The 13,294-nt window shown below is 65.5% G+C and carries 13 protein-coding genes; 12 read left to right on the top strand and 1 reads right to left on the bottom strand.

Annotation, left to right across the window (positions count from 1 at the left end):
* Positions 1 to 16: 16 nt before the first annotated feature.
* Positions 17 to 1,210 (bottom strand): acyl-CoA dehydrogenase family protein, encoded by a 1,194-nt coding sequence (locus ON37_RS02595; protein ID WP_040716123.1) that lies wholly within the window; start codon positions 1,208 to 1,210, stop codon positions 17 to 19.
* Positions 1,211 to 1,387: 177 nt separating this feature from the next.
* On the opposite strand from ON37_RS02595, the gene ON37_RS02600 reads away from it, so the two are divergent.
* From ON37_RS02600 to ON37_RS02655, 12 genes are all read left to right on the top strand, one after another.
* Positions 1,388 to 1,576, top strand: a complete 189-nt coding sequence (locus ON37_RS02600; protein WP_040716124.1) for a ferredoxin — start codon at positions 1,388 to 1,390, stop codon at positions 1,574 to 1,576.
* Between the two features lie 44 nt (positions 1,577 to 1,620).
* Complete coding sequence (locus ON37_RS02605) at positions 1,621 to 2,538, top strand: 3-oxoacyl-ACP reductase (protein ID WP_040716125.1); 918 nt, start codon at positions 1,621 to 1,623, stop codon at positions 2,536 to 2,538.
* A gap of 278 nt (positions 2,539 to 2,816) precedes the next feature.
* Entirely contained in the window at positions 2,817 to 3,581 is a 765-nt protein-coding gene (locus tag ON37_RS02610; protein WP_030518640.1) for an MlaE family ABC transporter permease, read from the top strand.
* Positions 3,582 to 3,585: 4 nt separating this feature from the next.
* Positions 3,586 to 4,437 carry an ABC transporter permease gene (locus ON37_RS02615; protein ID WP_030518639.1) on the top strand — a complete coding sequence of 284 codons (852 nt, stop codon included), beginning with the start codon at positions 3,586 to 3,588 and terminating at the stop codon, positions 4,435 to 4,437.
* 5 nt (positions 4,438 to 4,442) lie between these two features.
* Entirely contained in the window at positions 4,443 to 5,660 is a 1,218-nt protein-coding gene (locus ON37_RS02620; RefSeq protein WP_051031068.1) for an MCE family protein, read from the top strand.
* 2 nt (positions 5,661 to 5,662) lie between these two features.
* Complete coding sequence (locus ON37_RS02625; RefSeq protein ID WP_040716247.1) at positions 5,663 to 6,688, top strand: MCE family protein; 1,026 nt, start codon at positions 5,663 to 5,665, stop codon at positions 6,686 to 6,688.
* Positions 6,685 to 7,746 carry an MCE family protein gene (locus ON37_RS02630; RefSeq protein WP_040716130.1) on the top strand — a complete coding sequence of 354 codons (1,062 nt, stop codon included), beginning with the start codon at positions 6,685 to 6,687 and terminating at the stop codon, positions 7,744 to 7,746. Before ON37_RS02625 ends, ON37_RS02630 begins: the two co-directional genes overlap by 4 nt.
* A complete protein-coding gene (locus ON37_RS02635; RefSeq protein ID WP_040716132.1) occupies positions 7,743 to 9,008 on the top strand; it encodes an MCE family protein in 1,266 nt (421 codons plus the stop codon). The genes ON37_RS02630 and ON37_RS02635 overlap by 4 nt, the downstream gene beginning before the upstream one ends.
* Positions 9,005 to 10,249 carry an MCE family protein gene (locus ON37_RS02640; protein WP_040716133.1) on the top strand — a complete coding sequence of 415 codons (1,245 nt, stop codon included), beginning with the start codon at positions 9,005 to 9,007 and terminating at the stop codon, positions 10,247 to 10,249. Before ON37_RS02635 ends, ON37_RS02640 begins: the two co-directional genes overlap by 4 nt.
* Entirely contained in the window at positions 10,246 to 11,670 is a 1,425-nt protein-coding gene (locus ON37_RS02645) for an MCE family protein (protein WP_040716136.1), read from the top strand. Before ON37_RS02640 ends, ON37_RS02645 begins: the two co-directional genes overlap by 4 nt.
* Before the next feature lie 97 nt (positions 11,671 to 11,767).
* A complete protein-coding gene (locus ON37_RS30745) occupies positions 11,768 to 12,652 on the top strand; it encodes an Rv1363c family protein (protein WP_051031069.1) in 885 nt (294 codons plus the stop codon).
* A gap of 123 nt (positions 12,653 to 12,775) precedes the next feature.
* A complete protein-coding gene (locus ON37_RS02655) occupies positions 12,776 to 13,282 on the top strand; it encodes an Rv1363c family protein (protein ID WP_040716140.1) in 507 nt (168 codons plus the stop codon).
* Positions 13,283 to 13,294 lie beyond the last annotated feature (12 nt).

Consider the following 13,294-nt stretch of genomic DNA (forward strand, 5'->3'; position numbering starts at 1 on the left):
TCGGCTGGTGCGCGGCTCAGCGGGCGGCGGCGGGCTGTTTGAGGGCGGTCATGGCGATGATGTCGCGCTGCACCTCGTTGGTGCCGCCGCCGAAGGTCAGGATCAGGCAGGCGCGGTGCATGCGCTCGAGCCGGCCCCGCAGCTGGGCGCCGGGGGAGTCCTGGCGCAGATATGCCTGCGGCCCGAGAATCTCCATCAGCAGCCGGTAGGCCTCGGTCGCGAGTTCGGTGCCGAGCACCTTGCAGGTGGAGGCATCCCACGGCCGCGGAGCGGCGTCGCCGCCGGCATCCGCGCCGGAGGCGATCTCCCAGTTGAGCAGCTTCAGGTATTCCACCTTGGCGTGCACCCGCGCCAGGTTCAGCCGCACCCACTCGTTGTCGATCACCCGGGCGCCGGTGGAGTCCTTGGTTTCGCGCGCCCATTCCGTTGTCTGGGCGACAGCCAGGGCCAGCGGCGCGGCCGAGGTCAGCGCTACCCGCTCGTGGTTGAGCTGATTAGTGACCAGCGCCCAGCCGCCGTTCTCGGGGCCGACCATCGAACTGTGCGGAACGCGCACGTCCTGGTAGTAGGTGGCGCTGGTGTCCGGCCCCGCCATGGTGTGCACCGGGGTCCAGGAGAAGCCCTCGGCCGAGGTCGGCACGATGAACATGCTGATGCCCTTGTGCTTCTTGGCATTCGGATCGGTGCGGGCGGCCAGCCAGACGTAGTCGGCGTACTGGATGAGGCTGGTCCACATCTTCTGACCGTTGATCACCCAGTCGTCCCCGTCGCGCACGGCCGAGGTCCGCAGCGAGGCCAGGTCGGTGCCGGCGCCCGGTTCGGAATAGCCGATGGAGAAGTGCAATTCGCCGGCGGCGATCTTGGGCAGGAAGAACTTCTTCTGTTCCTCGCTGCCGTAGTGCATGATCGTCGGCGCCACCGAGTTGATGGTCAGGAACGGCACCGGGGCACCCGCGATCGCGGCCTCGTCGGTGAAGATCAGCTGATCCATCGTCGAGCGGTCCTGCCCGCCGTACTCCTTGGGCCAGCCGAGGGCGAGCCAGCCGTCCCGGCCCATCTCCTGGACCACCTCGCGGTAGACGTTGCCGTGGCCGTATTCACCGGTCTGGGACGACAGAGCCTCGCGCCGCTCCGGCGTGATCAGCTTGGCGAAATATTCGCGGAGCTCGGCGCGCAGCTGCTCCTGTTGCTCGGTGTAAGCAATCCGCATGGCGGTTACCTCGTACTCGGTGATTGTGACGGCGGATGCGACGGCACCGCCTCGGTGTCGATCATTGCATATCTACTGAAACATGTTCCAGTATGGATACCGAATCCGGCCGCTTCGGCCGCGGCGGCCGAGCCGGGTGAGTAGGCTCGGCGATACCTGCTGGTGAAGGAGTTATCAATGAAGGTCAGTGTGGATTTCGACCAGTGCGAGGCCAACGGAATCTGTGTCGGAATCGCCCCCGACGTCTTCGAACTCGATGACGAGGACCAGCTCCACATCGTCACCGCGGAGGTCCCGGAGGATCGGCTCGCGGATGTGGAGACGGCGGTCGCGCAGTGCCCGAAGGCTGCTCTGCGGTTGCAGTGAATCGGATGCTTGCCGATAACTGGAACACGTTCTAGAGTCACGGCGTGAGTGAATCGTCGAATCAGTCGGGGACGGATCTGTCCGGCAAGGTAGCGATCGTGACCGGAGCCGGTGCGGGCCTCGGGCGGGCCGAGGCATTGGCGCTGGCCGGGGCCGGCGCCTCGGTGGTGGTCAACGATCTGGCCGAAAGCGATGCGGTGGCCGCCACCCTCGCCGATATTCGCGCGCTCGGCGCGAAAGCGGAATTCGTGGCCGGCAGCGTCGCCGAGCGCGCCACCGCCGATGCCCTGATTCGCACCGCGGACGAGACTTTCGGCGGCGTGGACATCGTCGTGAACAATGCGGGAATTGTCCGCGACCGCATGCTTTTCAATCTCTCCGACGAGGACTGGGACGCGGTCATCGCCGTCCATCTGCGCGGCCATTTCCTGTTGTCGCGCAATGCCGCGGCCTACTGGCGCGGTAAATCGAAGGAAGCGGGTGCTCCAATTTACGGGCGCCTGATCAACACTTCTTCCGAGGCGGGTTTGCTGGGGCCGGAGGGGCAGCCGAATTATGCGGCAGCGAAAGCCGGGATCACCGCACTGACACTGTCGGCAGCGCGTGGCTTGTCGCGCTACGGTGTGCGCGCCAACGCCATCTGCCCGCGGGCGCGGACCGCCATGACGGAATCGGTGTTCTCGGCGGCGCCCGAGGGTGGAGTGGACCCCCTCTCGCCCGATCATGTCGCCCGTCTGGTCGCCTACCTGGCCGCACCCGGCGCCGACGCCATCAGCGGTCAGGTCTTCGTCGTCTACGGCCCGATGGTCGCGCTGATGGCCGCGCCGGAGGTCGAGGCGCGCTTCGACGCCGCGGGTGCGGAATGGACCGCGGACGCGCTGGCCGACACACTCGGCGCCTACTTCGCCGAGCGCCCCGCCGGGCGTACGTTTTCTGCGAGTTCGCTGCACGACCTCGGCTGATTATCGGGTGCAGGTCATCCGTCCAACTCCGGTTGATCGGCGGTCCCGCACTTGGTAGACATGGGGGTCGACGGTTGTGGGGTGCCTCACAAAGGCGTTCTGTACACCGTATGAACCTGTTCTAGCTTCCGGGATGACTTCCGGATGAAAAGAGCAGTTCAAAAATGGCAAATTCTCTTCCGTGACGTAGTGAACGTGTTCTAATCTTCGGAACGGTTGAGTGTGGAGGCTCGCGAGCGCGATGATGCGTGCACGGGTCGGCAAGGAGGAATCGCGGAATGAACGAGGTTCTTGCCGTGCCGTTGCGTGCGGTCGGCGGGTTCTTCGAACTCGTGGCCGCTGTGGCGCGGGCCTTGATACGTCCGCCGTTTCAGCGACGAGAATTCGTCGACCAGTCGTGGTTCGTGGCCCGGGTGTCGATCATCCCGACCATCCTGGTCGCGATCCCGTTCACCGTTCTGGTGAGCTTCACGCTGAACATTCTGTTGCGCGAAATCGGCGCGGCCGACCTTTCGGGCGCCGGCGCCGCATTCGGAACCGTGACGCAGGTCGGTCCGATCGTGACCGTGCTGATCGTCGCCGGTGCGGGCGCCACCGCCATCTGCGCGGACCTGGGCGCTCGCACCATCCGCGAAGAGATCGACGCCATGAAGGTGCTCGGTATCGACCCCATTCACCGCTTGGTGGTGCCCCGCGTGCTCGCCTCGATGTTCGTCGCGGCGCTGCTCAACGGCCTGGTCTCGACGATCGGCATCGCCGGCGGCTTCCTGTTCTCGGTGCTGCTGCAGGGAGTCAACCCCGGCGCCTTCGTCAACGGGCTCACCCTGCTCACCCATACCCCGGAGCTGGTGATCTCGGAGGTCAAGGCCGCGCTGTTCGGTCTGATCGCCGGACTGATGGCCTGCTACCTCGGTCTCAACGTCAAGGGCGGTCCCAAGAGTGTGGGTGACGCGGTCAACCAGACGGTGGTGTTCTCCTTCATGGCTCTGTTCGTGGTGAACGTCGTGGTCACCGCCGTCGGCATCAAGTTCACGGTGCGGTGATCCGATGGCGTTCGTAATCCAGTCCCGCTTCCCCCGTACTGTTCGACGTGTGCGGCGGGTTTCGAGTTCGATGGACGGAATCGGGCATCACGCCCAGTTCTATGCGAAGTCACTGGCCTCGGTGCCGAAGGCGTTCTCGCACTATCGCACCGAAACCATCCGCCTGATCGCCGAAATCAGCATGGGTACAGGGGCATTGGCGGTGATCGGCGGCACGGTCGTGATCGTCGGCTTCCTCACCCTGTTCACCGGCGGCACCATCGCGGTGCAGGGTTACAGTTCGCTGGGCAATATCGGTGTCGAGGCGCTGACCGGATTCTTCGCCGCATTTCTCAACGTGCGCATCGCGGCACCGGTGATCTCGGGTATCGGCCTCGCGGCCACCATCGGGGCCGGTGCGACCGCCCAGCTGGGCGCCATGCGCGTGGCCGAGGAGATCGACGCCCTGGAATCGATGGCGATCCGGCCGATGCCCTTCCTGGTCGGCACCCGGGTGCTGGCGGGCATGATCGCGATCGTTCCGCTCTACGCGCTGGCGGTCATCGCGTCGTTCGTCGCGAGTCGCTTCGCCACGGTCGTCATCTACGGTCAGTCGGCCGGTGTGTACGACCACTACTTCTCCACATTCCTGATTCCCAGTGACATTCTGTGGTCGTTCGTACAGGCGATCCTCATGGCCTTGGCCGTCATGATGATTCACACCTATTACGGCTACAACGCGACCGGTGGCCCGGTCGGTGTCGGAATCGCGGTCGGTAACGCGGTGCGCGCCTCGCTGGTGGCAGTGGTTTCGGTAACCCTGCTGATGTCGCTGGCGATCTACGGCACCTCCGGCAACTTCCATCTCTCCGGGTAGGCGGCATGGCGGCAAATAAACTCGTCGAAAGGGAAGGCGCCGGAAAGGTTTTCGGTGCCGGCTGGGGGGTCAAACTCTCGGGGATCGGTCTGGTCCTGTTTCTGGCCGCCATCGTCGCCGTCGCGTTGACGATGTTCGTGGGCGGATTCACCACCTCGAAACCGGTCTATCTCGACGCACCGCGGGCCGGCCTGGTGATGGACAAGGATGCGAAGGTCAAGATCCGCGGCGTGCAGATCGGCCATGTCTCCGATATCTCCTACACCGGCGACCACGCGCGGCTGACCCTGGCGATCAGCCCCGATCAGCTGAAGCTGGTACCGGCGAACGCGACCGTGGACATCCGATCCACCACCGTCTTCGGCGCGAAGTACGTCAACTTCATCGAACCGCAGGAAGCGTCCGCGCAACATCTGCAGCCGGGGGCGACGCTGTCGGCGCAGTCGGTGACCGTCGAATTCAACACCCTTTTCCAGCATCTGACCGATGTGCTCGGCAAGATCGCGCCGGAGAAATTGAATGCCACCCTGACCGCGCTCGGTACCGCGTTGCAGGGCCGCGGTGACAAACTCGGTCAACTGCTGGCCGACAGCGATGCCTATCTGCGCGATATCAATCCGAGTCTGCCGGATCTGCAACGCGATCTGCAGACCTCCGTCGGCGTCACGAATCTGTACGCCGATACCGCGCCGAATCTGTTGCGCACGACCGACAATGCCGCGGTGACGAGTAAGACCATCGTCGACCACACCGACAGCCTGGATGCCGTGCTGCTGAATCTGATCGGCCTCGCCGACACCACCGGCGCGGTCTTGAAGGAGAACGAGAACGGCCTGTCGACGGCCCTGGATCTGTTGCGCCCCACCACCGAACTGCTGAACGAATACAACCCGGCGCTGTACTGCCTGGTCGAGGGCGTCGCGAATGCCATCCCGGAGGCCAACGAGATCTTCGGCGGGACCGGGCCGTGGGTGACGTTGAACGCCAGCTTCATGCCGGGCGGCACCCCCTACACCTATCCGAAGGATCTGCCCAAGGTGAATGCGACCGGCGGCCCGCACTGTGAGGGCATCCTCGACCGCAAGCCCGGTAGTCATTCCAACTACCTGGTCACCGACACCAGCGAGGGACGTGTCTACACGCCCGAACTGTCCACCCATCTGAACGGGCCCCGGGTCTTCCAGCTGCTGTTCGCGGGTCTGCCGGGGGTGGGTACGCCGTGAGGCTGAAACCGCACGCGACGAGCGTCAAACTCGGTATCTTCACGCTGGTCATGGTGCTCGTGCTGGGCATGCTGGTCGTCATCTTCTCGCAGATGCGATTCGCCCGGGAACACGGCTACCACGCGGTGTTCACCAGTTCGTCGGGCATGCTGCCCGGCTCCAAGGTGCGGATCGCGGGTGTGCCGGTCGGCTCGGTGAAGAGTGTCAAGGTCGGAAAGGACCATCTGGCGCATGTCGATTTCGACGTCGATCGCCAGTACAAGCTCTACATCAGCACGCACGCCGCCATCCGGTACGAGAATCTGGTGGGTGACCGCTATCTGGAACTGATGGATGCTCCCGGCACGGCGAAGGTGCTGAAGGCCGGTGGCACCATCGGGGTGGACAAGACCAAGCCGGCCCTCGATCTGGACATGCTGCTGGGCGGTTTCAAGCCGCTGCTGCGCGGCCTCGATCCACAGCAGGTCAACTCCCTGACCGAGGCGCTGCTGCAGGTCTTCCAGGGCCAGGGCGGGACCCTGGTGGCGCTGTTGAACAGCTCCGGCTCGTTCGCCAAAACCCTGGCCGATCGAGACGCGTTGATCGGCAGCGTGATCGAGAACCTGAAATCGGTGCTGGCGACCATCGACGACCACAACAAGGAATTCGATACCACCCTGACCGAATTACAGCGCTTGGTGAGCGGCCTTGCGGCAGACCGCGATCCGATCGGCGCGGCGCTGCCCCGGCTGGCCGGGGCGACCGGCGACCTCACCGAACTGCTGAAGACCGCGCGACCGGATCTGAAGGCCACCTTCGACCAACTCGGCCGCCTGTCGGGCAATCTCGACGAGAAGTCCGAGGACGTCGAGTGGGTGCTCCAGCATCTGCCCGACACCTACAAGCAGTTGGTGCGGCTCGGTTCGTACGGATCGTTCCTGAACATGTACGTGTGCGGAACGAATTTCCTCGTGGACGGCCCGGACGGTAAGCCGATGCATGTGAATCTGCCCGGTCTGCAGACGACCGGAAGGTGTTCGACCAAGTGAACGAAACGTCCCCGCTCATCAAACACGGCGTCGTCGGCGTCGTCCTGGCGGTCGCGATCGCGTTGTCCGCCTTGCAGTTCGACCGATTGCCGTTCATCCGCAGCGGTGCGGAATTCACCGCCTATTTCGCCGATGCCGGTGGGCTGATGACCGGCGATCAGGTGCAGGTTGCCGGCGTCCGGTCCGGTCAGGTCGAGGATGTCAGTCTGGACGGTCCCAAGGTGAAGGTGCGCTTCAGCCTCGACGAATCGATCGTGCTGGGCGAGAAGACGACCGCGGCGATCAAGACCAATACCGTCCTCGGCCGCAAATCCCTGGAGGTCGACCCGCAGGGTCCGGGCGCGCTGCGCGGCGACCAGCCGATCCCGTTGGACCGCACCACCTCTCCGTATTCGCTGAACGACGCCCTCGGTGACCTGTCCAACACGGTCAAGGGCCTGGACACCGATCAGGTCAACCAAACCCTGGACGCGCTGTCGGGCGCCTTCGCCGATACCCCGGCGCCGCTGCGGTCCGCCCTGGACGGGGTCACTCAGCTCTCGCGCAGCCTGAACAAGCGCGACAAGGCGCTGACCGAACTCCTGTCGCATGCGCAGAACGTCACCAAGGTGCTCTCGGATCGGTCGAATCAGATCAATGCCCTGCTGCTGGACGGCAACAATCTGCTCGGCGAGCTCGACGCCCGCCGCACCGCGCTGAGCCAGTTGATCGTCTACGTCAACGGGCTGGCGCAGCAGTTGACCGGATTCGTCAACGACAACGAGCAGAGCCTGAAACCCACGCTGGACAAGCTGAATTCGGTGCTGCAACTGCTGGAGCGGAACAAGGACAACCTCGGCAAGGCCTTGGACGCGCTCGGTCCGTTCGAGGCGGCGCTGGGTGAGGAGGTCGGCTCCGGTCCGTACTTCCAGGCCTACGTCTCCAACGCCACGAGTATGACGCTGCAGCCGCTCGTCGACGCGCTGGTGTGGCCGCAGCACGTGCCCGAATCGTTCTGGAAGTACCTCACCACCCCGCCGCCCTCGATCGGGCCCGCGATCCAGGAGCCGCCGCGATGAACGCGATTCGCAGAATCACCAAGGTGCCGAAATGGGCCCGCGTCGTGGCCGCCGTATTGGTGGTGGCGCTGGCGGGCTGGATCGTCTACGGCGCGGTGACCAATATCGGCAAGACGCACATCACCGCCTACTTCCCGTCCACCACCGGGTTGTATCCGGGTGACGACGTGCGGGTGCTGGGCGTCAAGGTCGGCAGGATCAATTCGATCGAGCCGGGCCGGGACACGACCAAGGTGGTGATGACCGTCGACCGCGGCATCGACATCCCGGCCGACGCCAAGGCCGTCACGGTGTCACCGAATCTGGTGTCCGCCCGCTTCATCCAGTTGGCGCCGGTGTACACCGGCGGCCCGAAGATGCACGACGACGGCGTGATTCCGGTCGAGCACACCGCGGTGCCGGTCGAGTGGGACGACATCAAGGCCGAGCTGACCAAACTGTCCAAGGCGCTCGGGCCCATCGGCGAGGATCAACAGGGCTCGTTCGGCCGGTTCATCGATACCGCTTCGGACAATCTCGCCGGCGGCAACGCCCAGGCGCTGCGCGATACCCTGCACGAACTGTCCAGCACGCTGAACACCCTCTCCGACGGCCGCACCGACCTGTTCGGCACCGTCCGCAATCTGCAGCAGTTCGTCGACGTGCTGTCCAAGAGCAACGAGCAGATCGTGCAATTCGGCGGGCGGCTGGCCTCGGTGTCCTCGGTCCTGTCCGGCGTCTCCGACGATCTGGGGGCAGGTCTGGACAATCTCGATTCCGCGGTGGCCGACGTCAAACGCTTCCTCGACGAGCGGGGCGGACAGCTCACCGAGAGTGTGCAGCATCTGGCCCAGGTGACGCAGATCCTGGCCGACAAGCGCCCGCAGATCGAGCAGGTCCTGCATTCCGGTCCGGTCGCGCTGTCGAACTTCTACCAGATCTACAAGCCCGCACAGGGCACCCTGACCGGTGCGGTGGTGCTGCCGAACTTCCGCAATCCGTTCGCCTTCCTGTGCGGTGCCGTCGAGGCGCTGGAGGACAACGGTTCGCAGCGGACCGCGGACCTGTGCAAACAGCAGGTGGCGCCGGTGATCAATTCGCTGATGATGAATTATCCGCCGCTGCTGGTGAATCCGGCCTCCGGCCAGCAGGCATTCCCCAGCCAGCTGACCTTCTCGACTCCGGATCTGGCCGACCGCGTCGAATATCCGGCGCCCGGCCAAGCCCCGTCCGAGGTGCCGAGCGGTCTGGTCGGTCTGGCGATTCCGGGAGGAGGGCGATGATGCGTCGCGGACGAGTGCGGCTCGCCGGCGCCGCCGTCGGTCTGGTGATCCTGTTGGGCGCCACCGGATGTGAATGGGACGGCCTGAACACGCTGCCGATGCCCGGTGCGGCCGGAACCGGTGAGGGCGCCTGGCAGATCAAGATCCAGATGCCGAATGTCACCACGCTGACCCGCAATTCGCCGGTGCAGGTGGACGACGTGACGGTCGGCACGGTCAAGAACATCCAGGTCGAGGACTGGCATGCGCTGGTTACGGTCAGCCTCGACAAGGGCGTGCGCCTGCCCGCCAACGCGGTGGCCGAGATCGGTCAGACCAGTCTGCTCGGCAGTAATCACGTGGAGTTGTCGGCGCCGAAAGATGTTGCGCCGGAAGGACAACTGAAGCCGGGTGATGTGATTCCACTGGCCCGGGCCGGGGTCTACCCCACCACCGAGCAGACCCTGTCGTCGCTGTCGGTGGTGCTCAACGGTGGCGGTATCTCGCAACTCGAGACGATCACGCACGAGCTGAACGCGACCTTCTCCGGCCGCTCGGACGCCATTCGTGATCTGCTGCCGCAGCTGGCCCAGCTGACCAGCACCCTGGACGGCCAGACCAAGGACATCATCGACGCGATGGGCGGGCTGGACCGCTTCGCCGGGCAGCTGAACAATCAGAAGGATCAGCTGACCCGCGCGGTCACGGACTTGCACCCGGCCCTGACCGTGCTGGCCGATCGCCGCGAAAACATCACCAAAACCATTACCGCCCTGGGTGATCTGAGTGATGTGGTGAGCCGGGTCATCGCCGAGAGCGGCGACAATTTGAAGGCGGACCTGGCCAATGTCCATCCGGCGCTGGAATCGCTGGCCAACACCGGTACGAAACTGGCCGACGCCCTGCAGATCCTGCTCACCTTCCCGTTCCCGATGCGCAATCTGAACAAGGCGCTCAAAGGCGACTACCTCAACCTGCTGATGACCGTCGACCTCACCGGCGCCCGGCTGGATTCCAACTTCCTGACCGGGACGCCACTGGGCGGCCGCTTCGGCGGCGTCGAGGGCGCACTCGGCACCATCGCGCCCGATACCGCGATGGGTAAGGGTGACCCGGTGACCGGACCGATGCAGCCGCCACCACCGCCCGCCCCCGATGCGGCGCCGACTCCGAGCATTCCCGGCCTGCCGCCGATTCCGAACCTGCCCGCCATACCCGGGCTGACGGTGCCCGCGCCGCAACAAGGGGGTGCGGGCCGATGAAGCTCAGCAAATTCGTCCGGACCCAGCTGGTGATCTTCTCGATCCTGACCGTGATCGGTCTGGTCGTGATGGCCGGGGTGTACGTCCACCTACCGGCGATGGTCGGCATCGGCCGATACGAGGTCACGGTGAAACTCGAGGCCACCGGCGGGCTGTACCCGACGGCGAACGTGGCCTATCGCGGCACCAATGTCGGCAAGGTGCAGGATGTGAAGCTGACCCCGGACGGGGTCGACGCCAAGCTCTCGATCAACAGCGACTACAAGATCCCCAGCGATGTCGACGCCTACATCAAAAGCGTCTCGGCGATCGGTGAGCAGTATGTGGATCTGGTGCCGGTGCAGAATCCGCGCGGCGGGAATCTGCACGACGGCTCGGTGATCCCGGTGCAGCGCACCAAACTTCCGCAGGACGTCGGCGATATGCTCGATCAGGCCGACCGGCTGCTCAGCAGCGTCGCCGACACCAAGCTGCGGCAGGTCATCGACGACGCGTTCACCGCATTCAACGGCGCCGGCCCGGATCTGCAGAGGTTCATCGACTCCGCCTCGCTGCTGGTGCAGGAGGCGAAGAAGAACACCAACGAGACCAAGGACCTGCTCGACAAGATCGGTCCGCTGCTGGACACCCAGAACCAATCCGACGCCGCGATCCGTTCGTGGACAAAGGATTTGGCGACCGTCACCGACCAGCTACGGCAGCACGACCCGTCGCTGGGGCAACTACTCGACCGCACCCCCGCGGCCGCGCAGAAGGTCTCGCAGACCTTCCAGGATCTGCAACCGACACTGCCGCTGCTGCTGTCGAATCTGACCAGTGTCGGCCAGGTCGGGGTCACCTACCACGCCGGGATGGAACAGATCCTGGTGATCTATCCACAGCTCGTTTCCGCGCTGCTGACCGTCATCCGCGGACCCACGCAGTACGGCGCCATGGTCGACTTCATGCTCGGGCTCAACGATCCGCCCGGCTGCACCACCGGCTTCCTGCCGGCGGATCAGCGCCGCTCACCGGCCCTGAAGGACACCCCGGACACCCCGCCGAATCTGTACTGCAAGGTGGCGCAGAACGCGAAGGAAGCGGTCCGCGGTATCCGCAACACCCCGTGCGCGGACGTCCCGGGTAAGCGCGCGCCCAGCCCCGAGCTGTGCCACGACCCGCAGGGTTATGTGCCCGAGGGCGACAACCCGCCGTTCGGTGATCCGCATCCGGTGACCCCGTCCGGCGAACCGGCCGCGAACCCGGGTGACGCCCCGGCCGCGCTGCCGCAACCGGCCGCCGCACTGCGCAGCTACGACCTGAAGAACCACACCTTCACCGGACCCGACGGCCGGACCTACCGGCAGGGTGATGTGGGCCCGGACGGATCGGGCACGGTACCGTCCAGTTGGCAGGCGATGCTCGAGGAGCAACAGAAGTGAGCAAGCGCAGCGAGCGAATCACCCACGACAGCGCGTCGGGCAGGGCGGAGCCGAATCGGCGAGAACCCGGCATGTGCGATGCGACCGGAGGCGGGACATGAGCGAATCCAATTCCACACCCACCGGTCGGGTCCGGCGGCGGGCCAGCCGGCAGGCAGGCGCCCCGACCGACGGAATCGCGGTCGAACGGACCGAGCGCACGCCGGTCGCGGATGCCACCGTGCAGCTCGGCACCGTCGCGCCGACCCGCGTCGCGTCCGCGAAAGGTGTCGATTCCGGCGTCGACGCCGACGGGAAACTCGCGACCGCCGCGGAGAAAGCGAGCCCGGCAGCTGGTGCCGATGCCGCGTCGGCCGAGACGGATGCCACGGTGCGACTCGAAACGGCTGAGCAGCGGGAGGACGCGAAGAAGCCCGAGACCACCGAGAACCCCGAGAACCCGGCGGCCATCGGCGATCCGGAAGGCGCCGCGGGTGCGGCCGGGAAGCGCAAGCTCGGAGCGCTGGGCTGGGCCGCTGCCGTGGTAGCGGTGCTGTCGCTGATCCTGCTGGTGGGTTCGAGCGGATTCTTCGTATATCACCAGCACGAGGTGCACGCCCAGGACGATCAGCGCGCGGAGTATGTGCAGACCGCCAAACAGGCCGTCCTCAACCTGACGAATATCAAGGACGACACCGCGAAGCAGGACATCGACCGGGTGCTGTCGGTCGCCTCGGGCCAGCTCAAACAGGAGTACTCCGAGCGCAAGGACGCCTACGCGCAGGTGGTGCAGCAGGCCAAGGTGAAGGCCAGCGGGGAGATCATCGAAACCGCCGTCGAAAGCCAGGACGACCACACCGCGAAGGTGCTGGTGGCGGCGAAGCAGACACTGACCAACGCGGGTTCCAAGGACCCCCAGGAGCGGTACTACCGCTTCCGGGTGACGGTGAACCGCGACGACAGCGGCACTATCACCGCCTCGCAGGTGGAGTTCGTGGCATGAGCGGACAAGGCCCGGAGGCGGCAGCTCGCGTAACCACGGAGGGCCCCGATCATGCCTGAGGAACACCGCATGAGCGGACAAGGCCCGGAGGCGGCAGCTCGCGTAACCACGGAGGGCCGGAATATGCCTGATGACAATCGTCCGAGCGACGTGGTGCGCCCCGCGCTGTTCGCGGCCGCGGCCGTGCTGTTCGTCGCGGCCGTGGCGATGGCCTCGTTCACCGGGTACAGATACTGGTCCGATCGTCAGGTCGAACACGCTCGCACCGATTCGGTGGCGGCGGCCCGGCATGCGGTGGAGTCCGTATTCACCTACGACTTCAAGACCGTGGACACCGAACTGCCGAAATCCGCCGACAATCTCACCCCGTCGTTCCGCAGCGACTACCTGAAGCTGATCCAGCAGGCGATCGCGCCCGGCGCCAAGGAGAAGCAACTCACCGTCCAGGCCACCACCTCGGCGGCCGGCGTGGTCTCCGCGGAGCGTTCGCATGCGGTCGTGCTGCTGTACCTGAATCAGGTGACCACCGGCAAGGATTCACCGAAGGGCACGGTGACGCCCAGCCGGGTCCGCGTCGCACTGGACAAGGACGGCAGTCACTGGCTGGTCGACTCCATCACCCCGATCTGAGTCCGTTAAGCG

This window comes from Nocardia veterana NBRC 100344 (assembly GCF_000308855.1).
Lineage (GTDB): Bacteria > Actinomycetota > Actinomycetes > Mycobacteriales > Mycobacteriaceae > Nocardia > Nocardia veterana.

Excerpts from the sequence above, each read along its gene's own strand:
- ON37_RS02595 (WP_040716123.1), bottom strand. The coding sequence starts at position 1,210 with ATGCGGATTGCTTACACCGAGCAACAGGAGCAGCTGCGCGCCGAGCTC.
- ON37_RS02600 (WP_040716124.1), top strand. The coding sequence starts at position 1,388 with ATGAAGGTCAGTGTGGATTTCGACCAGTGCGAGGCCAACGGAATCTGT.
- ON37_RS02610 (WP_030518640.1), top strand. The coding sequence starts at position 2,817 with ATGAACGAGGTTCTTGCCGTGCCGTTGCGTGCGGTCGGCGGGTTCTTC.
- ON37_RS02615 (WP_030518639.1), top strand. The coding sequence starts at position 3,586 with ATGGCGTTCGTAATCCAGTCCCGCTTCCCCCGTACTGTTCGACGTGTG.
- ON37_RS02620 (WP_051031068.1), top strand. The coding sequence starts at position 4,443 with ATGGCGGCAAATAAACTCGTCGAAAGGGAAGGCGCCGGAAAGGTTTTC.
- ON37_RS02635 (WP_040716132.1), top strand. The coding sequence starts at position 7,743 with ATGAACGCGATTCGCAGAATCACCAAGGTGCCGAAATGGGCCCGCGTC.
- ON37_RS02640 (WP_040716133.1), top strand. The coding sequence starts at position 9,005 with ATGATGCGTCGCGGACGAGTGCGGCTCGCCGGCGCCGCCGTCGGTCTG.
- ON37_RS02645 (WP_040716136.1), top strand. The coding sequence starts at position 10,246 with ATGAAGCTCAGCAAATTCGTCCGGACCCAGCTGGTGATCTTCTCGATC.
- ON37_RS30745 (WP_051031069.1), top strand. The coding sequence starts at position 11,768 with ATGAGCGAATCCAATTCCACACCCACCGGTCGGGTCCGGCGGCGGGCC.
- ON37_RS02655 (WP_040716140.1), top strand. The coding sequence starts at position 12,776 with ATGCCTGATGACAATCGTCCGAGCGACGTGGTGCGCCCCGCGCTGTTC.